19 protein-coding genes and 1 pseudogene are annotated in these 23890 nt (G+C 74.3%); 13 read left to right on the top strand and 7 right to left on the bottom strand.

Annotation, left to right across the window (positions count from 1 at the left end; genetic code table 11):
- Positions 1-36 precede the first annotated feature (36 nt).
- On the top strand, positions 37-1320 hold the full coding sequence (locus ACWCXC_RS33035; RefSeq protein ID WP_450684775.1) for an FAD-dependent oxidoreductase: 1284 nt from the start codon (positions 37-39) through the stop codon (positions 1318-1320).
- Between the two features lie 67 nt (positions 1321-1387).
- Here the strand turns inward: ACWCXC_RS33035 and ACWCXC_RS33030 are convergent, their stop codons facing one another.
- On the bottom strand, positions 1388-2137 hold the full coding sequence (locus tag ACWCXC_RS33030; protein WP_450684776.1) for an IclR family transcriptional regulator: 750 nt from the start codon (positions 2135-2137) through the stop codon (positions 1388-1390).
- A gap of 70 nt (positions 2138-2207) precedes the next feature.
- Here ACWCXC_RS33030 and ACWCXC_RS33025 point away from each other — a divergent pair, with 70 nt between their 5' ends.
- The 4 genes from ACWCXC_RS33025 (at position 2208) to ACWCXC_RS33010 (ending at position 6201) form a co-directional block, all read left to right on the top strand.
- Positions 2208-3014 carry a 2-keto-4-pentenoate hydratase gene (locus tag ACWCXC_RS33025; RefSeq protein ID WP_450684777.1) on the top strand — a complete coding sequence of 269 codons (807 nt, stop codon included), beginning with the start codon at positions 2208-2210 and terminating at the stop codon, positions 3012-3014.
- Between the two features lie 9 nt (positions 3015-3023).
- Positions 3024-3986, top strand: a complete 963-nt coding sequence (locus ACWCXC_RS33020) for an acetaldehyde dehydrogenase (acetylating) (RefSeq protein ID WP_450684778.1) — start codon at positions 3024-3026, stop codon at positions 3984-3986.
- Entirely contained in the window at positions 3983-4993 is a 1011-nt protein-coding gene (gene dmpG / locus ACWCXC_RS33015) for a 4-hydroxy-2-oxovalerate aldolase (protein WP_450684779.1), read from the top strand. The genes ACWCXC_RS33020 and dmpG overlap by 4 nt, the downstream gene beginning before the upstream one ends.
- A gap of 230 nt (positions 4994-5223) precedes the next feature.
- Positions 5224-6201 carry an aldo/keto reductase gene (locus ACWCXC_RS33010; RefSeq protein WP_450684780.1) on the top strand — a complete coding sequence of 326 codons (978 nt, stop codon included), beginning with the start codon at positions 5224-5226 and terminating at the stop codon, positions 6199-6201.
- A 22-nt stretch (positions 6202-6223) separates the two neighbouring features.
- Here ACWCXC_RS33010 and ACWCXC_RS33005 read toward each other — a convergent pair whose 3' ends face one another.
- The 3 genes from ACWCXC_RS33005 to ACWCXC_RS32995 all read right to left on the bottom strand — a co-directional run bounded on the left by ACWCXC_RS33005 (position 6224) and on the right by ACWCXC_RS32995 (position 8694).
- Entirely contained in the window at positions 6224-6418 is a 195-nt protein-coding gene (locus ACWCXC_RS33005; RefSeq protein ID WP_450684781.1) for a hypothetical protein, read from the bottom strand.
- Between the two features lie 19 nt (positions 6419-6437).
- Complete coding sequence (locus tag ACWCXC_RS33000) at positions 6438-7595, bottom strand: PP2C family protein-serine/threonine phosphatase (protein WP_450891407.1); 1158 nt, start codon at positions 7593-7595, stop codon at positions 6438-6440.
- Positions 7596-7755: 160 nt separating this feature from the next.
- On the bottom strand, positions 7756-8694 hold the full coding sequence (locus ACWCXC_RS32995; protein ID WP_450684783.1) for a TIGR03620 family F420-dependent LLM class oxidoreductase: 939 nt from the start codon (positions 8692-8694) through the stop codon (positions 7756-7758).
- A gap of 107 nt (positions 8695-8801) precedes the next feature.
- On the opposite strand from ACWCXC_RS32995, the gene ACWCXC_RS32990 reads away from it, so the two are divergent.
- Both ACWCXC_RS32990 and ACWCXC_RS32985 read left to right on the top strand, forming a co-directional pair.
- Positions 8802-9398 carry a TetR/AcrR family transcriptional regulator gene (locus ACWCXC_RS32990; RefSeq protein ID WP_450684784.1) on the top strand — a complete coding sequence of 199 codons (597 nt, stop codon included), beginning with the start codon at positions 8802-8804 and terminating at the stop codon, positions 9396-9398.
- A 155-nt stretch (positions 9399-9553) separates the two neighbouring features.
- Positions 9554-10258 carry a restriction endonuclease gene (locus tag ACWCXC_RS32985; protein ID WP_450684785.1) on the top strand — a complete coding sequence of 235 codons (705 nt, stop codon included), beginning with the start codon at positions 9554-9556 and terminating at the stop codon, positions 10256-10258.
- On the opposite strand, the gene ACWCXC_RS32980 is transcribed toward ACWCXC_RS32985, so the two are convergent.
- Positions 10246-11049, bottom strand: coding sequence for a uracil-DNA glycosylase (locus tag ACWCXC_RS32980; RefSeq protein WP_450684786.1), 804 nt, complete (start codon positions 11047-11049; stop codon positions 10246-10248). The genes ACWCXC_RS32985 and ACWCXC_RS32980 overlap by 13 nt on opposite strands.
- A 205-nt stretch (positions 11050-11254) precedes the next feature.
- Positions 11255-11611 (bottom strand): hypothetical protein, encoded by a 357-nt coding sequence (locus ACWCXC_RS32975; protein WP_450684787.1) that lies wholly within the window; start codon positions 11609-11611, stop codon positions 11255-11257.
- 151 nt (positions 11612-11762) lie between these two features.
- On the opposite strand from ACWCXC_RS32975, the gene ACWCXC_RS32970 reads away from it, so the two are divergent.
- From ACWCXC_RS32970 to rph, 6 genes are all read left to right on the top strand, one after another.
- On the top strand, positions 11763-13037 hold the full coding sequence (locus ACWCXC_RS32970) for an AAA family ATPase (RefSeq protein ID WP_450684788.1): 1275 nt from the start codon (positions 11763-11765) through the stop codon (positions 13035-13037).
- The gene (locus ACWCXC_RS32965; protein ID WP_450684789.1) at positions 13034-14638 is read left to right on the top strand and encodes a VWA domain-containing protein; all 1605 of its coding nucleotides are present in this window, start codon (positions 13034-13036) and stop codon (positions 14636-14638) included. The genes ACWCXC_RS32970 and ACWCXC_RS32965 overlap by 4 nt, the downstream gene beginning before the upstream one ends.
- Before the next feature lie 73 nt (positions 14639-14711).
- Positions 14712-16238 (top strand): hypothetical protein, encoded by a 1527-nt coding sequence (locus ACWCXC_RS32960; protein WP_450891406.1) that lies wholly within the window; start codon positions 14712-14714, stop codon positions 16236-16238.
- A gap of 126 nt (positions 16239-16364) precedes the next feature.
- A complete protein-coding gene (locus tag ACWCXC_RS32955; RefSeq protein WP_450891405.1) occupies positions 16365-17414 on the top strand; it encodes an aldo/keto reductase in 1050 nt (349 codons plus the stop codon).
- Between the two features lie 726 nt (positions 17415-18140).
- The gene (locus tag ACWCXC_RS32950; protein ID WP_450891404.1) at positions 18141-20381 is read left to right on the top strand and encodes a serine/threonine-protein kinase; all 2241 of its coding nucleotides are present in this window, start codon (positions 18141-18143) and stop codon (positions 20379-20381) included.
- A gap of 258 nt (positions 20382-20639) precedes the next feature.
- Positions 20640-23234 carry a rifamycin-inactivating phosphotransferase gene (rph, locus tag ACWCXC_RS32945; protein WP_450891403.1) on the top strand — a complete coding sequence of 865 codons (2595 nt, stop codon included), beginning with the start codon at positions 20640-20642 and terminating at the stop codon, positions 23232-23234.
- A 128-nt stretch (positions 23235-23362) separates the two neighbouring features.
- Here rph and ACWCXC_RS32940 read toward each other — a convergent pair.
- Positions 23363-23770, bottom strand: a pseudogene (locus tag ACWCXC_RS32940) (Fur family transcriptional regulator); the annotation flags it as partial.
- Between the last annotated feature and the right edge of the window lie 120 nt (positions 23771-23890).

Genomic DNA, 23890 nt, shown 5'->3' with positions numbered 1-23890 from the left:
ACCCGGGGCCCGCCCCGCACACGCAAGGAACAGCTCATGAACCCTGAACCCACGCCTGCCGGACAGCCCGACGTCCTCGTGGTCGGCGGCGGCATCGGCGGCCTCTCCACCGCCTTCGCCCTGTCCCGCGAGGGACTGCGGGTCCGCGTCCTCGAACAGGCCCCGGAGTACGGCGAGGTCGGCGCCGGCCTCCAGATCGCCCCCAACTGCACCCGCATCCTCGCCGAGTACGGTCTGCTGGACGAGGCGGTGTCGCTGGGCGTCGTCCCGGAGAACATGGTGATGCGGGACGCCGTCGACTCCCGGGAGCTGACCCGGCTGGACCTGCGCGACCTGGAGCGCCGCTACGGCTTCCCGTACATGGTCATCCACCGCAGCGACCTGCACGGCATCTTCCTGCGGGCCTGCCGGCGCGCCGGTGTGGAGCTGCTGAACGACCAGGTGGTCGTCGGCTACGAGAACACGGGGGACGGCGCCCGGGTCCTGCTGAAGGACGGACGCGTCGAGTCCGCGCCGCTGGTCGTCGCCGCCGACGGGCTGCACTCCGTGGCCCGGCGCGCGCTGATCGGCGACGACATGGTCAACTCCTCCTACGTCGCCTACCGCGCGGCCGTCCCCATCGAGCAGGTCAGGGACAACGGCATCGCGGAGAACGACGTCACCGTGTACGTCGGCCCGCGCCGCCACTTCGTCCAGTACGCGCTGCGCGGCGGCGAGATGTTCAACCAGGTCGCGGTCTTCGAGTCGCCCAAGGCCCTGGCCGGCGAGGAGGACTGGGGCACCCCCGACGAGCTGGACGGGGCCTTCGAGGGCAGCTGCGGGCCCGTGACCCGGGGCATTCCGCTGATGTGGCGGGACCGCTGGTGGCGGATGTTCGACCGGGACCCGATCGAGACGTGGGTGCACGGCCGGATCGCCCTGCTCGGCGACGCCGCGCACCCCCCGCTCCAGTACATGGCGCAGGGCGCGATCATGGCGATCGAGGACGGCTGGGTCCTCGCCCGGCACTACGCCCGGATGGCCGGGGCCGCCCCGGAAGCCACCGCCCCCGACTGGGACGGCGCGCTGGCCGCGTACGAGGCGGTCCGCGTCGAGCACTGCCGGCGGGTGCAGACGACGGCCCGCGCCTGGGGCGAGCTGTGGCACCTCGACGGCGAGTCCCGGCTCCGGCGGAACGCGATCATGCGGGCCCGCGCCGTGGACGACTACTCCTTCACCGACTGGGTGTACGGTCCGACCGCGCTGACCCCGGACGAGGAACCCGAGATGTTCACGCCGATCCCGCTCGACTCCGCCGATGTGACGGACCGGGCGGCCTGACCGGCCGCACGTCACCGGCGCCGGCCGGGTGCGACGCCTTGCGCGTCGCGCCCGGCCGCGACCGGTTTCAGGGGCGTCTGCGGGCCAGCGTGGACCCCAGGGCCGTCGCCGCGGCCCGTACGGCGTTGGCGTGGGACTCGGGCCGGAAGCGGCCGACCGGGCCGGTCACGCTGATCGCGGCGACCGCCGTCAGACCGTCGGGCGCGAGGACCGGCGCGGCGACGCAGAGCAGGCCCGGCGTCGACTCCTCGTGCTCGTAGGCGATCCCCGTCTCCACCGCCTTCACGAGCTGTCGGCGCAGCAGGCCCGGCGCGATCACGGTGTGCGGGGTGCGGCGTTCGAGCGGGGCCGTCAGTACGGCGGTCCGCTCGTCCTCCCCGGCGTACGCCAGCAGCACCTTGCCGATGGCCGTGCAGTGCATCGGCATCCGGCCGCCCGTGCGGGAGGGGGCCTTGGCCTGGCGGTGTCCGCCGATCTTGGCGACGTAGACGACCTCGTGCCCCTCGCGCACGCCCAGGTGCACGGTCTCGTGGGTGCGTTCGTAGAGGTCCTGGAGGAACGGCATCGCCACCTCCAGCAGCGTGCGCTCGGTGGCCGCCCGCAGCCCCAGCTCGAACAGGCCGCCGGAGAGCCGGTAGCCGTGCTCGGTCTTGTCGAGCAGCCGGTGGTGGACCAGATCGCCCGCGACGCGGTGGACGGTGCCCTTCGCCAGGCCCGTGCGCCGCACCAGCTCGGCGAGCGGCAGCACGGAGTCGGCCGGGCCGAACGCCCGCAGGATGCCCAGTGCCTTGCCCAGGACGGTGTCGCTGTCCTCCATGGAAAGAGCGTACCGCTGAGTGGAACGTCGGCGTGGAGTTCCCCGCGCCCGGTACCGCAGATTGGACGGCATGCCCCAGAACCACCCCACTGTCGGGTCCGACAGCATCGCCGCCGCCGCGGCCCGGCTCCGTGACGCCGCCGCCACCGGCACCCCCGCCGCCCCCGTGCGCGACCTGATCGGCAGCGACGACGTCGCCGCCGCGTACGCCGTGCAGCAGCGGCTCACCGCCGAGCGGATCGCGGCCGGTGCCGCGGTCGTCGGCCGGAAGATCGGCCTCACCTCCGAGGCCGTGCAGCGGCAGCTCGGCGTCGGCCAGCCCGATTTCGGCGTCCTCTTCGACGACATGGAGTACGCCGACGGCTCGGCCGTACCGGCCGGCGCGGTCCTCCAGCCGCGCGTCGAGGCCGAGATCGCCTTCGTCCTCGGCGCCGACCTCGCGGAGGGTCCGCTCGACGACGCGCAGGTGCGCGCCGCCATCGACCACGCCGTCGCCGCGATCGAGATCTGCGGTAGCCGGGTGGCCGACTGGGACATCAGCTTCGGTGACACGGTCGCCGACAACGCCTCGGCCGGCGGCTACGTCCTCGGCGCGCGCCGTGTCCCGCTCGCGGCCCTGGACACCGTCGCGGCCGAGATGACCATGACCGTCGACGGCGAGACCGTCTCCACCGGCAGCGGCGCCGCCTGCCTCGGCGACCCGGTCAACGCGGTCGTCTGGCTCGCCCGTCAGGCCCGCGACCTGGGCGACCCGCTCCGGGCCGGCCAGGTCGTCCTCTCCGGCGCCCTCGGCCCGATGCGGCCCGTGGCGCCGGGCGCCGCCGTCCACGCCACCGTCACCGGCCTCGGCACGGTGTCGGTCACCTTCTCCGCGTAAGGAACCACGATGAGCAAGACGAAGGTCGCCATCATCGGGTCGGGCAACATCGGCACCGACCTCATGATCAAGATCATGCGCAACGCGCACCACCTCGACATGGGGGTCATGGTCGGCATCGACCCGGCCTCCGACGGTCTGGCCCGCGCCGCCCGTTTCGGCTTCGAGACCACCCACGAAGGCGTGGACGGGCTGCTGAAGTCCCGGCAGATCGACGAGATCGGCATCGTCTTCGACGCCACCTCGGCCGGCGCGCACCGCACCAACGACGAGAAGCTGCGCCCGCTGGGCATCCGCATGATCGACCTGACGCCGGCCGCGATCGGCCCGTACGTCATCCCCGCGGTCAACCTGGAGGAGCACCTCGACGCGCCGAACGTCAACATGGTCACCTGCGGCGGCCAGGCGACGATCCCGGTCGTCGCCGCGATCAGCCGGGTCGTGCCGGTGGCGTACGCGGAGATCGTCGCCTCCATCGCGTCCAAGTCGGCGGGCCCCGGCACCCGGGCCAACATCGACGAGTTCACCGAGACGACCTCCGAGGCGATCGTGCGGGTCGGCGGCGCCGAGCGCGGCAAGGCGATCATCATCCTCAACCCGGCCGAACCGCCGCTGATGATGCGCGACACGGTCCTCGCCCTGGTCACCCTCCCCGAGGGCGAGGACGGCGAGAGCGCGAAGGCGCGGATCACGGAGTCGGTCCGCACGATGGTCGCCGAGGTCTCGGCGTACGTCCCGGGCTACCGGATGGTCCAGGACGTCCAGATCACCGAGATCCCGGCCGACCAGCCGGTCGAGACCCTGCTGGCCGAGGGCGCGACCGCGCGGCCGACGCACCAGGTCTCGGTCTTCCTCCGGGTCGAGGGCGCGGGCATGTACCTCCCCGCGTACGCCGGAAACCTCGACATCATGACCTCGGCCGCGGTGCAGATGGCCGAGAAGATCGCCGCCGCGAAGGAGGCCACGAAGTGAGCACCCCGATCTTTGTCCAGGACGTCACCCTCCGCGACGGCATGCACGCCGTCCGGCACCGCATCACCCCCGACGACGTCAAGCGGATCGTCGTGGCCCTGGAGGAGGCCGGAGTCGACGCGATCGAGGTAGCGCACGGCGACGGGCTCGCCGGCGGCTCCCTCAACTACGGACCCGGCTCCCACACCGACTGGGAGTGGATCGAGGCCGCCGCCTCCGTCCTGGAGCGGGCCCGCCTCACCACGCTGCTCCTGCCGGGCGTCGGCACCATCCACGAGCTGAAGCACGCCTACGACCTCGGCGTCCGCTCCGTGCGCGTGGCCACCCACTGTACCGAGGCCGACATCTCCGCGCAGCACATCGCCGCCGCCCGCGAGCTGGGCATGGACGTCTCCGGCTTCCTGATGCTCTCCCACATGGCCGAGCCCGCCGAACTCGCGAAGCAGGCCGCGCTGATGGAGTCGTACGGCGCCCACTGCGTCTACGTCACCGACTCCGGCGGCCGGCTGACGATGAAGGACGTCGCCGCCCGGGTGCGCGCCTACCGCGACGTACTCGACCCGGAGACCGAGATCGGCATCCACGCCCACGAGAACCTCTCGCTCTCCGTCGCCAACTCGGTCGTCGCCGTGGAGAACGGCGTCCGCCGCGTCGACGCCTCGCTCGCCGGCCACGGGGCGGGCGCCGGCAACTGCCCCATCGAGGCATTCATCGCCGTCGCCAACCTCGCGGACTTCGAGCACCGCTGCGACCTGTTCAAGCTCCAGGACGCCGCCGACGACATCGTCCGCCCGCTGCAGGACCGCCCGGTCCGCGTCGACCGCGAGACCCTCACGCTGGGCTACGCCGGGGTCTACTCCAGCTTCCTGCGCCACGCGGAGGCGGCGGCCCAGCGCTACGAGGTCGATGTGCGCGACATCCTGATGGAGTGCGGCCGGCGCCGCCTGGTCGGCGGCCAGGAGGACATGATCGTCGACATCGCGCTGGGCCTGGCCGCGAGCCGCTGAGCCCGGGACCGATCGCTCCGCGCGCCCGGGGCACGGCCGGAGAGACGGCCCTGCCCCGGGACACCGGACCGCTCCCCGCGCACTCGGGCGGGCCGGCGGGTCCGAACGGGTCGCCCGCGCGACGCCCGCCGGTCCCCGGCCGGAAACGAACCGACACACGGCCGCCTTCCGGGAGACTGCACCCCGACGTGTTCCTCCACCGTTCGGTTCGACACTCCTGGGAGCCCCTCATGCAGCACAGGACACTCGGCACGCAGGGCCTGACCGTCTCCGCGATCGGTTACGGCGCGATGGGGCTGACCATGGGATACGGCCCCGGCGACGAGGCGGCCGGCGTGGCCGCCCTCCGCCGCGCCCATGACCTGGGCGTCACCTTCTTCGACACGGCCGAGCTGTACGGCTGGGGCACCGGCTCCAACGAGATCCTGGTCGGCAAGGCCGTGAAGGACTTCCGCGACGAGGTGGTCCTGGCCACCAAGTTCGGCTTCACCTTCGAGGAGAAGGGCTTCGGCCTGGACAGCACCCCGGACAACATCCGTCGGGTCGCCGACAACAGCCTGCGCTACCTCGGCGTCGACCACCTCGACGTCCTCTACCAGCACCGCGTCGACCCCGCCGTACCGATCGAGGACGTCGCCGGAACCGTCAAGGAGCTGATCGACGCCGGAAAGGTGAGGTACTTCGGCCTCAGCGAGGCGGGCCCGCAGACCATCCGGCGCGCCCACGCCGTCCAGCCGGTCTCCGTCCTCCAGACCGAGTACTCCCTCTTCGAACGCGACGTCGAGCAGCTCTTCCCCACCCTGGAGGAGCTCGGCATCGGCCTCGTCGCCTACTCGCCCCTCGGCCGCGGCTTCATCACCGGCACCGCGAAGCCCGCCGGCCAGTACGACCCCACCGACATGCGCAACACCGACCCCCGCTGGCAGCCCGGCAACTTCGAGAAGAACACCGAGGCCGTCGATCGCCTGACCCGCCTCGCCGCCGACAAGGGCATCACCGTCCCCCAGCTCGCCCTCGCCTGGCTGCTGGCCCGGGGCGAGCACATCGTCCCCATCCCCGGCACCCGCAGCGCCGCCCGCATGGAGGAGAACGCCGCCGCCACCGACATCGCCCTCACCGAGGCCGACCTCGCCGCGATCCACGCCATCCTCCCGACCGGCGGCTTCGGCGCTCGCTACAACGAGGGAAGCGTCCCGAACTGGGTCTGACCGCCGCCCCCGCACGCCGCCCCTACGAGTCCGCCGCCATCACCACGTACAGACCCGCCACCACGGCCGCGACACAGAGCACCCCGAGCGCGACCAACGCGCACCCCAGGACCCCCAGCGTCCCCGTGATGGCGACCCAACCGGACCGCTCCGCCCGCTCGCCGCGGCGGAGCGCGTCCTGATAGTCGCTGTCGTCGTTCCAGTCCTGACCGCTCATGGCCACCCCCGGCCGAAGCCTATGCGGAGCCGGCACCGTGCCGTTCGCCGGGGGGCGGGCCTCCCGCCCCCGTCTCCCAGGTGAGCGCCAGGAGCGCGGCGTCGTCGTGTGCGTCGTTGTCGCCGTACTCCTGGGCGTCGCGGAGCAGCCAGTCGAGGAGGCCGTGCGGGTCGACGGGGTGCGGGTGGGTGTGGAGGTAGGCCGTCAGGCGCTGGGTGAGGGGGTAGAAGGCGCCGGTGGCGTCGCGGGTCTCGGCGATGCCGTCGGTGTAGAGGAGAAGGGTGTCGCCCGGGTGGAGGCGGGTGCCCGGGAGGGAGGTGGGGTCCGGCGGGGCGGGGGCGGTTTCGATGCCGCGCAGGCCGAGGGGGAGCCCGTGGGCGGCGGGGAGTTCGCGGACGGTGCCGGCGTGCAGGACGAGTGAGGCGGGGTGCCCGCAGGAGTGGGCGTGGGTGTGGCCGTCCGGGGCGATCTGGATGAGGAAGGCGGTGACGAAGGCTTCCTCGTCGCGCAGGAAGCGGTTCAGGCCGGTGTCCAGACGGTCGGCCAGGAGACCCAGGGTCGGCTGGTCGTACGCGGCCTCGTAGAAGGAACCGAGCACGGCGGAGGCGGTGGACACCGCGTCGAGTCCCTTGCCGCGCACATCCCCGATCAGGGCGCGGACCCCGAAATCGGTGTCCGCCACGGCGTACAGATCACCGCCGATGCGGGCGTACTCCGCCGCGGCGCGGTAGCTCGCCGCCGTACGGAAGGCGCCCAGCGTCCGGGGCGGCGGACGCAGCACCGCCCGCTGCGCGGCCTCCGCCACCGAGGCGACCTGGCGCAGCCGGGCGAACTCCCGCTCCCGGCGGCGGACGACGAAGCAGCCCAGCGCGGCGATGACACAGATCACCACCGTCGTCCCGACCACCGAGCCGATCCGCTCGGGCTCGGTCGGCAGGAGCAGCCACCGGGTGCAGGCCGCGACCACCGCCGAGCCGATGATCACCCAGGGGCCGAAGCCGAAGGAGACGACGGCGGGCACGGCGACCAGCACGGAGGCGATGTGCGAGGACGGCGGGGTGCTCACCTGGAGGATCACGACCAGCGCGTACAGCACCAGGGCCGTGCCCAGCGCCGCGATCCTGGTGGCCCGGCCGGCCCTCGGCCCCGTACCGGCCACCCCGTCACCGAGCGGCATCCCCACTCCTCACCGCCCCCGGACCGCGGCCCTCGCCCGCGGCCGGAGCGCTTGTCCGTCCGTACTCCGGGACTCCCCGTTCCGGATCCCAGGCAGCCACGCTCGCACAGGCGGCATCGGCCCCTCCGGAGCCGCGCCGGGCGGCGGTGATCGGTGGAGATCACCCGTCGCCGACCGCCGGGGCGGGGCGAGGGACGAGCGCGGGTGCGAGCGTGCGCCACTCCTGGAGCGGCAGTGCGGACGGATCCGCCGTCAGCACCTGCACACAGACGTGGTCGGCGCCCGCCGCCAGATGCTGGTCCACCCGGCGGCGGATCGCCTCCAGGTCGCCGTACGCGACGATCGCGTCCACCAGTCTGCGGCTCGGGCCGCCGACGATGTCCTCGTCCCCGAAGCCGAGCCGGCGCAGACTGGCGACCTGGTGCGGCGCCTCCAGGTATCCGGCGACATGGGCCGTCGCCACCTCGCGCGCCCGCCCGGCGTCGTGGTCGAGCACGACGGCCTGCTCGACGGCGAGGAACGCGGCGGGACCCATGAGCCGCCGTGCCCGTTCCGTGTGTGCGACAGGGACGAAGTACGTGTGCGCTCCCCAGGTGCGTTCGGCCGCCAGGCCCAGCATCTTCGGGCCGAGGGCGGCGAGCAGACGACGCGGCGCGGGGTCGGGGCGCGGGCCGTGGGCGGGTGAGGCGTCCATCGAGTCGAGGTAGGCACGCACCGTGGGCACCGCCCGGCCGAGGCCCGGAACCGGGTAGCCGTCGACGACGTGCACGGTGTCGTCGACCCGGTGGCCGCCCAGCCCGAGCACGAAGCGCCCGGGGAACGCCTCGCCGAGCGTGCGTTCCGCCGCCGCCGTCGCGCGCGGCTCGCGCAGCGCGATGTTGGCGATGCCCGACGCCACGGTCATCCGCCGGGTCGCAGAGAGCAGCAGCCACGCCTGGCCCACGGCGTCCCGCCCGAACGCCTCGCCGTACCAGAGGGCGCCGTACCCCAGCTCCTCGATCTCCGCCGCCGACTCCGTCACGCGGGCGGCCGGCTGCCCCTCGTAGGCGAAGGTCCAGATTCCTACCCGGCCGAGTGCGGGCGATGGGCTGTCCGTCATGGTTCTCCCCGATTCCGCCAACCGGAGAGGTTCTCCGGTTTGGGTTCGCTACGATACGGAGACCCTCTCCGCTTGGCTAGTCCCGGAGACCGTCGAAGGGCAGGACGATGACGACCGGACCCGGTCAGGACGTACGGTCACCTCGGCGCGCCGACGCGCGTCTCAACCGGGAGCGCCTGGTGGCCGCCGCGCACGAGGAGTTCACCGAGGCGGGTCCCGAGGCGTCCCTCAACGCGATCGCCCGCCGCGCCGGCGTGGGCCCCGGCACGCTGTACCGCCACTTCCCCCACCGCCGCGCCCTGGTGACGGCGGTCCTCGCCGACCGGATCCGCATCCTCTGCGAGCGGGCGGAGGCGTTCTCGGCGGCGTACGGGCCCGACGAGGCCCTGGCCCGGTGGCTGGACGCGTTCCTGACGCACGCCCGCGCCAACCAGGGCATCGGGGGCGCGCTGATGATCGACGGGGCCGAGGAGACGGACCTCGACTGCCACCGGCTGATTCTCGACGCGGCGCTCCGGGTGCTCGTCCGCGCGCAACGGGAGGGCACCGTCCGTCCCGACCTGACCGCCGAGGACCTGATCCGGCTGGTCACCGGAATCGCGCTCGCCACGGTCCGGGACGCCGACGAGGAGCCCGCCCGCCGACTGCTGTCGCTGGTGCGCGACGCCGCGCGGGCGCGCCCGCACCCCGCCTCCGAAGGCTGAACCGGCATGGGGACGCACTGTTCCGGCCCGCCCCGCACGACCGGTTCGCGCCAGTGGCCGACTTCGCGTTCTTCTCGCGCGGGCCGGGCGCGCCCCAGACTGGTCCGGCCCGTTCGCGGGCCGGAACGGGTGCGGTGCGGGAAGGGGCGGCGACGATGGCGGCGCGGCGGGGACGAGGGGCGGCCGCGCGAAGGCGGCGGGCGGCCCGGCTGAGGCGGGCGGCCTGGGGCGGGGCCGTCGGCGCTCTGGTGCTGATCGTGTTCTGGTCCGCCGTCTGGCCCTATCTCCTCGGCACGCTGGTCCTGGGAGCCGTGGGCGCGTCCGCCTGGTGGGTCCGGCGTACGGACCGGGGGATCCGCGAGCGGGACCGGCGGTGGCGGCAGGACGACCGCGTCCGGGCGGGGCGGCGGACACTGGCCGAGATGGACGTGATGACGGGCACCGAGTTCGAGGAGCAGGTCGCGGTGTTGTGCCGGCGGGACGGCTGCACCGACGTGCGCCGGGTCGGGGGCGCGAACGACCACGGCGCCGATGTCGTCGGACGACTCCCCGACGGCCGGAGCATGGTCGTCCAGTGCAAGCGCTACGCGCCCACCCGCACCATCGCGAGCCGGGAGATGCGCGATCTGCTGGGCGCCAAGGTGCACTTCGGGGTCGACGTGGCCGTGTTCGTCACGACGACGTGGTTCAGCCGCCCCTCCGAGGGCTTCGCCCTCCAGCACGGCATCATCGCCGTGCACCGTGATCACCTCGGGCTGTGGAACAGCGGTGCCTCCCTGCTGTCCCTGGGCGAAGTCAACGGCGGCGGCCAGGGCGACGCCGCGCACCGCACGCGTCGGCGGCGCGTCTACGGGGAGTAGGGCGGCCCGGCCGGACCGGGGAGCGGCCCGTCCGGGCGGACGGGCAGACCGGCCGTCAGGGCGGCCTCCAGCAGGACTTCGCGCAGCATCGCCGGGGTCAGGCGCCGGGTGGAGACGTTCCTGCGGCTGACGTGGTAGCAGCCGAACACCGACAGCGGGGCCCGCGAGCCCCCTTCCCCGGGCCGCAGTTCCGCGCGGACGCCGTGACCGAAGGCGGGGCGGGGGCGGGGCGGTTCCCAGCCCGCCTGCCGCAGCGCCGGGAAGGCCGCCTGCCAGCCGAATCCGCCGAGGACGACGGCCGCGCGCACCGTCGGGGCCAGCAGCCGGAGTTCGCCGGTGAGCCAGGGGCGGCAGGTGTCGCGCTCCTTTGTGGTGGGGTGGTTGTCGGGCGGCGCGCAGTGCACGGGTGCGGTGACTCTGACGCCGTACAGTTCCAGGCCGTCGCCCCGGTGCGTGGCCGTGGGCCGCGAGGTCAGGCCGAGCCCGTACAGCGTCGAGAACAGCAGATCACCGGCCTGGTCTCCGGTGAACATGCGGCCCGTCCGGTTCGCGCCGTGCGCGGCGGGGGCCAGCCCGATGATCACCAGCGCCGCGTCCGGCGGGCCGAAGCCGGGCACCGGGCGCGCCCAGTACGTCCAGTCCCGGAACGCGGCCCGTTTGGTGCGCGCGGTCTCCTCCCGCCAGGCCACGAGGCGCGGACAGGCCCGGCACTCCACCAGACGCGCGTCCAGCGCCGCCGTGGTGCGCGCCCCGGCGGCGGCCGACGCGGGACACTCCTCGGCGGGCGACATGGCCGGACCCTTCCGGACGAACGGGCAACGCGCGAACAGGCGACACGGGCACGGACGACGGGCGAACCGACCGGCGAACCCGGGGGGCCGACGACCGCGGTGGACGCTCGTACGCCGCCGCGCGCCCACCGCTCAGGTATAGCCGGTGCCGGGCACGCGCGGGCCCGGCTTTCGGGCGCCGTTCGGGTGGCGCGGCCGGGGCCGGTCAGACACCGGACTCGTAGCCCGCCTCTCCGGGACGCTGCGGCACCCACCACTCCAGCATTCCCCAGATGCCGAGCGAGAGCGCCGCCAGACCCATCAGCGCCGCCGCCCAGGGACGCCCCGTCCAGCGCGTCGTCAGCATCCAGACGACCAGCGGAAGCACCGCACCGCCGAGCGCGATGAGCGGGAGGTCGACGAACAGGACGCTCGGATCGCGGTTCTCGCCCTCGAAGCCGCCGAAGACGCTGCCCGAGGCCCGTGGCGCCCAGGCCAGCGGCGCGCTCGCCGCACCGATTCCGGCGACGAGGCAGCCCGCGCCTCCCGCCGTGCCCGACATCGCCCTCGTATCCCGTTTCATGCGCTTTCCGCTCCACCCTCCGGCACGCGTCCTGTGCCTCGCCAGACGCCCGCGACGAGGCGTGTGGTTCCGTTGGGGTGCCGGGCGGGCGACATCGCACCGCCCGGACCCGGTCAGGACGGGTGATGACGGACATATGCGGGGTGGGTTCATGGACGTGCGGGGGACACGGCACACGGGCGGCGCGCTCGGGCCGGCGGACGGGCCGGACCCGGTGGCCGAGCCCACCGCGCACACCACCGCCGCGCGTCTGCGCGCGGTCGTCCGGGAGCTGTCCGCGCGCTTCTACGAACGGGACGACGTCGTCCGCACCCTGGTCGTGACCCTGCTCGCCGGTCAGCATTCGCTGCTGCTCGGCCCGCCCGGAACCGCCAAGTCCGAACTGGCCCGGGAACTCACCGGCCGCATCGACGGAGCGTCCTACTGGGAGATACTGCTCTCCCGGTTCACCGCGCCGACCAGGATGTTCGGGCCGATCGACGTCGCCGCCCTGGCGCGGGGCGAATACCGCCAGGTCTACGACGGGCGCGCGACCACCGCCGACATCGCGTTCATCGACGAGATCTTCAAGTGCTCCACCGCTGCCCTGAACGAGACGCTGGGCTACCTCAACGAGCGGATCTACCACCCGGAGAACGGCGGCGAACCCCTCCGCTGCCCCTTGATCGGCGCGATCACCGCGAGCAACGAACTGCCCGCCGGGGAGGACACCGCCGCGATCTACGACCGGCTGCTCGTCCGGATCGAGGTCGGCTATCTGACGGACCCCGAGAACTTCGCCGCGCTCGTCCGCTCCGCCGTCAGCCGCCCCGGCCCGCCCGCCAGGACGACGGTGGACCTGTCCGCGCTGCGGCGCGCCGTGGCGCGGGAGGTGCCCGCCGTGGACGTGCCCGACCCGGTCGTGGACGCGATCTGCACCCTGCGCGCGGCCCTGGGCCGCAAGGACGTCATCGCCTCGGACCGGCGCTGGCGGCAGGCCGTACGCCTCCTCCAGGCATCCGCGTACCTGGACGGACGCACGGCCGCCGCGGCCGAGGACCTCCCGGTGCTCACGCACGTCCTCTGGAACACGCCCGCCGAACGGCCCACCGTCGCACGCGAGGTGCTCCACCTGGTGGACCCCGGGGGCAGGGAGGTGCTCGATCTCGCCGACCTGCTCGACGAACTGGAGACCCAGCTCGACGCCATGGCCGGGCAGTCCCGGGAGGCGTTGAGCGACTGGGTGATCAGGAACGCGCACCACCGGCTCGCCACGGCCGGCACGCGCCTGGAGCACCTGCGCGGCGAGGCCGAGCGGGCGGGGCGCTCCACCGCGACGATCGACCGGGTGACGGCCCGCCACCAGGCGGTGCGCACCCGGGTCCTCACCGAGGCACTGGGCCTCGACGCGGACATGGTGGTCACGGAATCCGGGGGCACGCCGTGAGCGAGGGCCCGGAGACGGCGGACCTGATCCGGCGGGCCGGACCCTGGCTGGCCCGTTCGTCGGCCCCGGCCGAACGCCGCACCGCCGCCGTGCTCGCCGACCCCTTCGACACCGCCACCCGGCACGAGACCTTCGCACGGGCGACGGCCCTGCGTGACCTGGCCGCGGAGCTGGAGGCCGCTCACCCCGGCGCGGCCGACCTCCTCGCCGATGTCTTCACGGCCGTCCACGCCGTCCGGCCCCGGCTGCGCGCCCGCGAGGCCATGGACCCGGCACGGCTGCCGCACCACGCGATCATCGCGGCTCTCCTGGGAACGCCCGCCTTCGGTGAACTCCGCGGGCTGTCGGCCGGCGACCCCTGCGCGGCGGCCCTCGCCGTGCTGGCCCTGGCCCCGGAGCTGCGGAGGATCCTGGAGCAGACCGGCAGGGAACAGGACCTGGCACGGCGGGCACAGGAGGCGGAGCGCCACGCCGGGGAGGCGGCCACCGCCGTGGCCGACGCGCTCCGCGACGCCGCCGGGGGCGCTGCCGGCACCAGCGCCGACGCCGAGGACGTGCACCGCGCCGTGCGCACCGCCGAGCTGGCCGGCCGGGCCGCCCGGACCTCGGCCCGTGACGCGGACCGGGCGCTCAGCGCGATCGTGCCCGGGATCCGCTCCGCCGCGCGGACCGCGACGACCCGCGCGGTCACCGCGACCCGCGCCGAGGCCGCGCTCCTGCGCGCCTGGGGCGTCGGCGCGGCCGAGAAGGAACGCATGTCCTTCGACCAGCGGCTGCGCCTCGCCCGGCGGATGGGAACCGGACGGCTCGCCCGCTGGGCGGATCTGATCGGCCGCTTCCGGCAGATGGCCGAGGGCGAGCGGTCCCACAGGGTGAGCGGCGCCTCCGGCGAACTCGTCGGCGTCACCCTGGGCGACGACCTCTCCCGCGTCGTCCCCTCCGAACTCGCCCATCTCGGCCTGCCCGCACTGCGTGCCGTGTTCGCCGCCCGCTACGCGGCGGGCGAGCTGATGCTCTACGACCACCGGGGCGAACGGGCCACCGGCCGGGGCGCGATCATCGCCTGCGTCGACACCTCGCACTCCATGTACGAGGCCGGGCCCGGCGGTGTGACCAGGGAGGCATGGGCCAAGGCGTGTGCCCTGGCCCTGCTCGACCAGGCCCGTCACGCCCGGCGCGATTTCGTCGGGATCCTCTTCTCCTCGCCCGGCCGGTACGAGGTCTTCCGCTTCCCGGCGGGCGAACCGGCCGGGACCGCCGACGTCATGGAGTTCGCCGAGACCTTCCTCGGCGGCGGCACGAGCTACGAGACCCCGCTGGGCGCGGCGGCGGACCTGCTGGGCCGGGAGCACGACCGGACGGGCCGCGCGCACGGCGACATCGTGATGATCACGGACGACGAGTGCGCGGTCACCGACGCGTGGCTGCGCGACTGGCGAACGGCGCGGCGCCGCCTCGGATTCCGGGTCTTCGGGGTGGCCGTCGGCGCCCCGCACGCCGCCGGGGAGGACTCCGTCCTGGACCGCCTCTGCGACAACCTGCGCGCGGTCGGCGACCTCACCGACGTCCGTGCCGCCGCCGGTCTCTTCCGGCTGATCTGAAGGGGCGTCGGGGCGATGTGACCGGGCCGATGCGGGGTCGTGACGTCGTGACGGCAGGGTGGGGCCGATGGACATGCGTGAAGGAACCATGCACCCGGTCCCGGGACGGGAGGGCCGCTCCGCGCGCCTCCGGACGCCGTGGAGGCTCGGCCTCGCCGCGCTGCTCCTGGGGCTGCTCGGGGCGGGGCCGGTCGGCTGCGCCCCGCCGCGCGAGCCCGCGCTGGCCGTGCCCCCGGTGCTGTACGTCCCCCGCGATGCGGAGAGCCCCACCGCACTGCGGGTCGAGGAAACCGGGGCGGCGGGAGCCACTGTCACGTTCGACGCGACGGGGCTGGAGGGGGTCGCGGCCGTCGAGACCGCCCAGGACGCCTGCCCGGCGCACCCGCCCGTCTTCCGCTGCGCCGTACGCGACGACGCCACGGCGCGTGAGCGGAGCAGCCAGTCCTTCCGGGTGCGGGCGGCCGGGAGCGCCGCCGCCGGGGACACGGGGGTGCTGCGCTACCGCGTGAGCGTGCCGGGGCGGCCCGTGGTCACGGGCAGCACCCGCGTCGTCGTCGGCGCACCCGAACTGGCCGTCGAGGCCCGAGCCGACGCGGACACCATGGATCCGGGCGGGACGCTGTCGGTGACCCTGACCGTACGCAACACGGGCGACGCCCCGGCCCGGGGCGTGTCGCTCTTCATGACGGCGCGCGAGGGCCTGGTGTTCGCCGCACGCCACCGCAACTGCGGCTACCGGGGCGGCACAGCGGCGTGGTGCCGGCTGCCCGCGTCCGAGGTCGTCATCGCGCCCGGCGCCTCGTACCGCGTGCGGGTGCCCGAGACCCTGCGGGCGCGGGACGACGCCACCCACCCGAAGGCCGTGTTCGAGGCGGCTCCGCTCGGGAGGGACTACGTGCCTCCGCCCGCGGTGGCGTCGCGGTACGAGGACGGTGACGGGCCCGCCCTCCGGCTCGTCCCCGGCGGCGGGGCGTCCGGCGGGACGGGCGGACGGGGCGCGGCCGAGCTGAAGGTGTCCGTGCGCAACGCGGCCGATCTCGTCGCGGTCGCCGGCACCGTGACCGGCCCCGTGGGCAGCCGGGTCCCGGTGCGCGTCGGTCTGCGCAACGACGGCCCCGGCTCGCTGCCCGCCACGGCGCGGGTCGCGTTCGAGGTGCCGCCGGGCACCACCGTCGTCGCCTCCCCGTACGACGCCGAGCGCGACGAGGAACTGATCGACCAGGACTGCCGTGCGCTCGCCCCCGACGGCACGCCGCTCACCGAGCCGTCCGCCCGCCAGCCGGCCGCGCGCCGGTACGTGTGCTCGGCCACGGCCGGACCGGTGGGGGCGACGACCACCTTCCCCTTCACGCTCCGGATCGACGCGGAACGTCCCCGGGGGCGGGGCCGGGTGACCGTGTCCGACGGTGCGTCGGGTCGCCTGAGCCACGACCGTGCGGCGGCCAACGACACCGCCGGTGTCCCGGTGTCCGTCTGGCCGGGGCCGTCCTGGGCCACCCCCGGGCTGTACCGGGCGGCGGCGACCGGCCTGCTCGGGTGCGCGGTCGCGGGTGCGGCGACCGCGCTCGTACGCCGGCGCCGGCGCGGACGCACGGGGTGAGGCGGGCGGTCCGTCTCACCGTGCCACCGGTCTGCCGGGCGTCCGAAACCACTTGACTTCGAGCGTGCTCCAACTCGTAGGCTCCGCCGGACAGTCCGCAGTCCGCGCCGTTCACCAGGAGTCCTCTTGCGTTACCGCATGCTCGGCCGCACCGGCATCGACGTCAGCGTGCACTGCCTCGGCACGATGATGCTCGGGGCGGTCGGCAACCCCGACCACGAGGACGGTGCCCGGGTGATCCACGCGGCGCTCGACGCGGGGATCAACTTCGTGGACACCGCCGACATGTACTCGGCGGGAGAGAGCGAGGAGATCGTCGGCAAGGCGCTCAAGGGCCGCCGCGACGACGTCGTGCTCGCCACCAAGGTGCACTTCCCGATGGGGGAGGGCCGCAACCGGGGCGGGAACTCGCGCCGCTGGATCATCCGGGCGGTGGAGGACAGCCTGCGGCGGCTGGGAACCGACTGGATCGACCTTTACCAGATCCACCGCCCCGACGAGAACACCGACATCGAGGAGACCCTGTCGGCCCTGAGCGACCTCGTCCACCAGGGGAAGATCCGCGCCTTCGGCGGATCGACGTTCCCCGCCGAGGACGTGGTCGAGGCCCAGCACGTCGCCGAGCGTCGGGCCCTGCTGCGGATGCGCACCGAGCAGCCGCCGTACTCCATCCTGGCCCGGGGCATCGAGCGCTCCCTGCTGCCGGTCTGCGAGCGGTACGGCATGGGCGTGCTCACCTGGAGCCCGCTGGCTGCCGGATTCCTGTCGGGGAAGTACCGGGCCGGCGGCGCCGTCGACCTGACCACCGGCCGCGCCGCCCGCCAGCCCTTCCGCTTCGATCCCGCGCTTCCCGAGAACGCCGCCAAGTACGCCGCCGTGGAACAACTGGCCGAGCTGGCCGCCGATCTCGGATGCACGCTGCCCGAACTGGCCGTGGCCTTCGCCGCCGCGCACCCCGCCGTCACCTCGGTCATCATCGGTCCGCGCACCCTCGACCAGTTGGAGGGCCTGCTGAAGGGCGCCGCCCTGACGCTCGACGACGCGACCCTCGACCGCATCGACGCGATCGTGCCGCCGGGCACCGACATCTACCGCGCGGACGCCGCCTGGACCCCTGCCTCGCTGGCCGACCCGGCCCGCCGGCGCCGCCCCGTCGCGGAGCGCGCGGCGGGCTGACCGGCACGGACACGGGCCCGGCGGGCGGTCACCGCTGACCGTGGTCGCCGGCCGCACCAGCTTTCTCCGGTTGCGCACCGACCGTCAGCACCCAGCAGATCAGCCAGTCCCTCGACACGGCGCTGCTCAACATCATCGCCGCCTCCGCGACCCCGTCCATGCCGGTGAGACCCCGGACGGGGCTCAGCCGGCGGGCAGCGCGCTCCCGGGCAGCGACAGCCGCCGGTCCCAGTGGTGGGCGGACGCCCCGGCGTCGAACGCGTCGGCCGGCCCGTCCGGCGTGGGCACGATCAGGGTGGTGCCGGGCAGGGGAGTTCCAGGGCGTCGAGGGGGTTCGTCCGCTGATCGACACCGAGGACGGGGGCGCGCGGGCCACCCCGCTCCGCCCCTCATGACCCGGGCCCGGGGGCCCGGACGGCAGTCAGGGGAGGGCCGGGTCACCGATTCGTGTGGGGCCCGAGGCCGTCCCGGTCGTCAGGGAGCCGAACCTCACACCCGGCCCGATCCGCCGCGCGAACGCCCGCCCTCCGGACGGCGGTTCCCCGGATCGGGTCACATCGCTCGCTGCGCTCCGGAGGCGCGGACGCCGTCCCCCGCCGCACCCGAGGGGTTCCGCTGCGTCCCCCGCCGTGCTCCGTCGCCCCGTGATGCGGCTAGTTTGTGTGCCAGCAGATACGCGGCTCCGTGACGGCACGGGCGTACGGGGGGAACAGGAGGTCGGGGCGAGTGTCGCTGCGCGACGGGGATCCGGCGGAGATCGGCGGCTATCCGCTGGAGGCCCGGCTCGGCACGGGCGGCATGGGCACGGTCTTCCTGGCCCGTACGAGTTCGGGGCGGCCGGTCGCGATCAAGCTGATCCACCAGCAGTTCGCCGGCGACGACGAGTTCCGCATCCGTTTCCGGCAGGAGGTCGCCGCGGCCCGGCGGGTCAGCGGGGCGTTCACCGCCGCCGTGGTCGACGCCGCCCCCGACGCGGCCCAGCCGTGGATGGCGACGACCTACATCGAGGGACCCACCCTCGCCCAGCACATCGCGGCCGAGGGCCCCCTGGACGGACCGGAGCTGCGGAGGCTCGCCATCGGCCTGGCCGAGGCGCTGCGCGACATCCACCGGGTCGGCGTCGTCCACCGCGACCTCAAACCGTCGAACGTGGTGCTCTCGCCCGAGGGGCCCCGCGTCATCGACTTCGGCATCTCGCGCGCCGTCGACCAGCAGACGCTCACGATGACCGGCCGCGTCATCGGCACCCCGCCCTTCATGTCCCCCGAACAACTCCAGGCACCCCGAGGGGTGGGACCGCGCTCCGACGTCTTCTCGCTCGGCACACTCCTCGTCTACGCGGCGACCGGCCACGGCCCCTTCGACGCGGACAGCCCCTATCTGACCGCCTATCAGGTGGTGCACGAGGAACCCTCGCTGGACGCGGTGCCCAGGGCCCTGCGGGCCGTCGTCGAACCCTGCCTGGACAAGGAGGCGGACGCGCGCCCCTCCGCCGACGAACTCCTCGTGCTGCTGCGCGATCTGCCGGCCGACCTCGGCTCCGCGCGGGCGGCCGGTGCCGACTCCGGTACGGGGCGCACCCGTGACATGACCACGCAGCACCACCTCGCCACCCCGCCGCCGTCCGCGCCCGCCCCGGGCCCGGCGGGCGCGGCGGCCGGCACCGGACCGCTCACCCTCGCGCGGAGGCTGCGCGGCCGGTGGCGCCCGGTGCTCGCGGCCGCCGTCGCGGTGGCCGCCATCGGCGGGGGAGTCGCCGCACTGACGGCGAGCGGCATCGGCGAGGGCGACGAGGACACGAAGAGCGGCGGCGTCGCCACACCCGGCGCCACACTGCCACGGGGCTTCGCGGCCTGGCACGAGACCGTCCCCGGCGGCCGGGCCGACATCCCCGACGAACTGCGGTGCGTGGCACGCGGCGACGCGCTGTTCTGCGGTGGCGGAGGCGTCGTCGCGGCCCGGATCAACGCCTCGGACGGCTCACGCGTCTGGACCGTCGAGAGCCCCGGCGTCCCCGTCCAGGGAATGCATCTGGTGGGCGCCACCGAGGACACGGTGATCGGATTCCGCTTCGCCGACCAGGACGCTCCGCGCGGCCCCGCGAGCGAGGTCGTGGCCGTCGACGCCGCCAGCGGCCGCGAACTGTGGGCCACCCCCTCCGGAGCCCAGTCCACAGCCGTCACCGGCCGGACCGAGGACGCCGTCGTCATCGGCACCGACGTCGTGACGGTGAACGCCGCCAACACCCGCTTCGAGGCCCGTGACGCGCACAGCGGCCGGGTCGCCTGGAGCACGCCGTTCCCCTCGGGCACGTGGTGCGCCCCCGTCGCCACGGGCGCACGGCTGCTCGCGATGTGCGCCCCGCAGGAGGAGGTCGACGCCGTGGAGGTGCGCAGGCCCACCCTCTCCACCGTCGACGCGGCCACGGGAGCCCTCGGCGAGCCGATCGCCCTGGACGGCCCCGCCACCCCCATGGGCACGGTGGGCGGCAGCCTCGTCCTGGTCCGCGAGCACCGGGAAGGACCGGCGCTTGACGGATACGACGGGGTCGCGCGGGTCGACCCGGTGACGCGCGAGGTCGGCTACGCGCGGCTGCCCGAGACGTACGAGGGCACACCCGGCATGGCCGACGGCACCCTCTACGTGAGCGCCCGGACCGGACGCGTCACCGCCCTCGACCCCGTGACGGGACGGAAGAAGTGGTCCCGGCAGACGAATGTGGAGGGGGCGTCGGGGCCCGCGGCGGGGGACGACGCGGTGTACTTCAGCTCCGCGACCGGCCGCGTCGTCGCCCTGGACCCGCACCGCGGCGAGGTCCTGTGGACCACGGATCCGCAGGCCGACGGACTGACCGGGGAGATGGGCGCGAGCCCGCGCGTGACCCTTCTGGGCCGCGCGCTGGTCGTCGCCGCCGACGACAACACCCTTTTCGCCTTCGACACGCGCGAACCGCCGGTGTCGGACTGACCGCCCGCACGGCCGGAACAGCGGCGCGCACGGCGTACGACACGCGGCACACATGGCGAAGGCAGGAAGATCACTCTCCCTGCCTCTCCTAACGTATAGCGCACCGGGGGCCTTGCCGCAAGGCCCCCGTGGTGCCGCACAATCGACGGCCGAGACAGCCACCAGCTGCGGAAACGAGGGCCATACGTGCGTGGAGCGGGCGACGGACACGGGAGCGGACCCCGGGGGAGGGACGGCGGCACGACGCGTGCGCGCCGGGTGCGGAATCTGACCGCGATCGACGAGGGAGCGCTCGCGCTGGCGGGCGGCAAGGCCGTCAACCTCGGCACACTGGCGCGGATCGAGGGCGTCCGGGTGCCGGCCGGCTTCTGCGTGACGACGGACGCGTTCCGGGACGCGACGGCGCACCTGCCGGCGCTGGACGAGCGGCTCGACGCGCTGGAGCGCCTGGACAAGGAGGGCGCCGAGGACGCGGACGCGACGCGCGCGCTCGCCGCCGCGATCCGCCGGATCATTGAGGATGCGCCGCTGCCGGCCGGGCTCGCGGACGAGGTCACCGAGGCGCTCACCGCGCTGGGGGAGCGGACCGGGTGCGCCGTGCGCTCCAGCGCCACGGCGGAGGACCTGCCGACCGCCTCCTTCGCCGGACAGCAGGACACCTACCTCCACGTCGTCGGAGCCGCGGAGGTCCTGCGGCACATCCGCAGGTGCTGGGCCTCGCTGTTCACCGAGCGGGCCGTCGTCTACCGCCGGCGCAACGGCATCGGACACCGGGACGTCCGGATGGCGGTGATCGTGCAGGAGATGGTCCTCCCGCACGCCTCCGGCATCCTCTTCACGGCCGACCCCGTCACCGGCGACCGGACCACCGCCACGCTCGACGCCGGCCTCGGCCTCGGTGAGACCCTGGTCTCCGGACTGGCCGAACCGGACCGCTACCGGGTGCGCCGGGGCGAGATCGTCTCCCGGTCCGTCGCGCCCAAGCACCGCGTCCTGCGGGCCCGTCCCGGCGGCGGTACCGAGGAGGCGGCCGTCGACGAGCGGCTGCGCGGACGACCGGCGCTCACGGACGACCAGGTCCTGCGCCTCGTGGACATCGGACGGCGGATCGAGGCACATGCCGGACGGCCGCAGGACATCGAATGGTGCCTGGCCGACGACGGCTCGTTCCGTGTGGTCCAGAGCCGGCCGATCACGACCCTGTTCCCCGTTCCCGAGGCCGGCGACGACGAGAACCACGTCTATGTGTCCGTCGGGCACGGCCAGATGATGACCGACGCCATGAAGCCCCTCGGGCTCTCGGTCTGGCGGCGGACGGCTCTGACGCCCATGTGCGAGGCGGGCGGCCGGCTCTTCGTCGACGTCACCCGCCGACTGGCGGCGCCTGCGGCGCGCGCCGCCCTGCTGGAGGCCATGGGGCGCGGCGACCCGCTGGTCAGGGACGCGCTGGAGACGGTGCTCGACCGCGGCGACTTCGTCCCGACCCTCCCGGACGCGGCCCCGCCCGCGCCGCCCGCCCCGGACGCCGGGACCCCGGCGCACCCCGATCCGGCCGTCGTCGACGAGCTGATCGAGCGCAGCCGCGCCTCCCTCGACGCACTGGAGCGCGGCATCCGGACGGTGAGCGGGCCCGCCCTGTTCGACTTCCTGGACGAGGCCCTGGCCGAACAGCGCGCCCTGCTCGGCGATCCGCTCAGCATGCGCGCCATCATGGCCTCGCACGAGGGCACCTGGTGGCTCGGCGAGAAGCTGGGCGAGTGGCTGGGCGAGAAGAACGCCGTCGACACGCTCACCCTGTCCGCGCCGGGCAACATCACCTCCGAGATGGGCCTCGCCCTTCTCGACGTCGCCGACGTCGTCCGCCCGCGCCCCGAGGTCGTCGCCCGTCTCCGGGAGGCCCGGGACGACGGCTTCCTCGACGGCCTGGCCGAGGTCGAGGGCGGCGCCGAGGCACGTGACGCGCTCGCCTCCTTCCTCGACCGGTACGGCATGCGCTGCGCCGGCGAGATCGACATCACCCGCCCCCGCTGGGCCGAGAACCCGAGCACCCTGGTGCCCGCGATCCTCGACAACGTGCGCAACTTCGGCCCCGGCGCCGCCGCCCGCCGCTTCGACGAGGGCCTGCGCCGGGCGCGGGAGAAGGAACGGGAGGTGCTGGAGCGGGTACGGGCGCTGCCGGACGGCGAGCGCAGGGCCGAGGAGACCAAGCGGATGATCGACCAGGTCCGCGCCTTCATCGGCTACCGCGAATACCCCAAGTACGCCCTGGTCAGCCGCATGCTCGTCTACAAACGCGCCCTGCTCGCCGAGGCCGGACGGCTGGTGCGGGAGGGAGCCCTCGCCGATCCGGAGGACATCTTCTACCTCACGTTCGAGGAACTGCGCGAGGCGGTCCGTACGCGCCGGTTCGACGAGGCACTCGTCCGGCGGCGCGAGGCGGAGTTCCGCTCCTTCCACGCGCTCACCCCGCCCCGCGTGCTCACCTCCGACGGCGAAGCCCTCACGGGGTCGCACCGGCGCGACGACGCGCCGTCCGGGGCGCTGGTCGGGGTGCCCGCCTCCACCGGGACCGTCGAGGGCCGGGCCCGTGTGGTCCTCGATCTGGCGCGGGCCGACCTCGCGGCGGGCGACATCCTGGTCACGGCCTTCACCGATCCCAGCTGGACCGCGCTCTTCGTCGGCATCGCGGGCCTGGTCACCGAGGTGGGCGGCCAGATGACCCACGGCGCGGTCATCGCCCGGGAGTACGGCCTGCCGGCCGTCGTGGGCGTGCCCCGGGCCACCACGCTCATCCGGGACGGACAGCGGATCCGGCTCCACGGGGCGGAGGGGTACGTGGAGATCCTGGACTGACCGCGTCACCCGGAGGGGCCCCGGGGCCCTCCCGGACCGCCGCCCTCGCCCTACGCCCGGCCGTCCGGTGCGCCCGTCCCCGGGAGCGGTGCCGGGCGTGCGGGGCGGCGGCCGGGCTCGGGCGCCTCCGCACACGTCGGGCACAGGCCGCGGTACGTGACCTCGACATCCGAGACGGTGAAGCCGAACCGCTCGGACGCGGGCAGCCCCGCCAGCGGGTCGACCGCCGGGTGGACGTCGCGGATGGTGCCGCAGGCCGAGCAGACCAGATGCTGGTGCGGGCGGTGCGCGTTGGGGTCGTAGCGCTTGGCGCGGCCGTCCGTGGTCACCTCGATCACCTCCCCGAGCGAGACCAGTTCCCCCAGCGTGTTGTAGACCGTGGCGCGGGAAATCTCCGGAAGACGGGACGTGGCCCGGTCCAGCACCTCGTCCGCGGTGAGATGGACGTGGTCCCCGGCGAGCACCTCGGCCACCACCCGGCGTTGAGCGGTCATCCGCCAGCCACGTGCGCGAAGCCGTTGCAGCAGGTCACTCATGCCCACCAGCCTAACTGTGCGTTGTCCGACGAATGAATCAGTACACGCCTGTCAGTCGTATTGACTTGGACTATGTCCATCGTAGGATCGGTTCTGGCTGACAGCCAAGGGACAGGACAG

The sequence above is a fragment of the Streptomyces sp. NPDC001515 genome, assembly GCF_053597115.1.
This window is presented reverse-complemented; position numbering and strand designations above follow the sequence as displayed.

What these genes read in the sequence shown, in the direction of transcription:
- ACWCXC_RS33025 (WP_450684777.1), top strand. Translation starts at nt 2,208, where the DNA reads ATGCCCCAGAACCACCCCACTGTCGGGTCCGACAGCATCGCCGCCGCC.
- ACWCXC_RS33030 (WP_450684776.1), bottom strand. Translation starts at nt 2,137, where the DNA reads ATGGAGGACAGCGACACCGTCCTGGGCAAGGCACTGGGCATCCTGCGG.
- ACWCXC_RS32960 (WP_450891406.1), top strand. Translation starts at nt 14,712, where the DNA reads ATGCGTGAAGGAACCATGCACCCGGTCCCGGGACGGGAGGGCCGCTCC.
- ACWCXC_RS33035 (WP_450684775.1), top strand. Translation starts at nt 37, where the DNA reads ATGAACCCTGAACCCACGCCTGCCGGACAGCCCGACGTCCTCGTGGTC.
- ACWCXC_RS33005 (WP_450684781.1), bottom strand. Translation starts at nt 6,418, where the DNA reads ATGAGCGGTCAGGACTGGAACGACGACAGCGACTATCAGGACGCGCTC.
- ACWCXC_RS32980 (WP_450684786.1), bottom strand. Translation starts at nt 11,049, where the DNA reads ATGTCGCCCGCCGAGGAGTGTCCCGCGTCGGCCGCCGCCGGGGCGCGC.
- ACWCXC_RS32990 (WP_450684784.1), top strand. Translation starts at nt 8,802, where the DNA reads ATGACGACCGGACCCGGTCAGGACGTACGGTCACCTCGGCGCGCCGAC.
- ACWCXC_RS33020 (WP_450684778.1), top strand. Translation starts at nt 3,024, where the DNA reads ATGAGCAAGACGAAGGTCGCCATCATCGGGTCGGGCAACATCGGCACC.
- ACWCXC_RS33010 (WP_450684780.1), top strand. Translation starts at nt 5,224, where the DNA reads ATGCAGCACAGGACACTCGGCACGCAGGGCCTGACCGTCTCCGCGATC.
- ACWCXC_RS33000 (WP_450891407.1), bottom strand. Translation starts at nt 7,595, where the DNA reads ATGCCGCTCGGTGACGGGGTGGCCGGTACGGGGCCGAGGGCCGGCCGG.
- ACWCXC_RS32970 (WP_450684788.1), top strand. Translation starts at nt 11,763, where the DNA reads ATGGACGTGCGGGGGACACGGCACACGGGCGGCGCGCTCGGGCCGGCG.
- ACWCXC_RS32975 (WP_450684787.1), bottom strand. Translation starts at nt 11,611, where the DNA reads ATGAAACGGGATACGAGGGCGATGTCGGGCACGGCGGGAGGCGCGGGC.
- ACWCXC_RS32995 (WP_450684783.1), bottom strand. Translation starts at nt 8,694, where the DNA reads ATGACGGACAGCCCATCGCCCGCACTCGGCCGGGTAGGAATCTGGACC.
- ACWCXC_RS32985 (WP_450684785.1), top strand. Translation starts at nt 9,554, where the DNA reads ATGGCGGCGCGGCGGGGACGAGGGGCGGCCGCGCGAAGGCGGCGGGCG.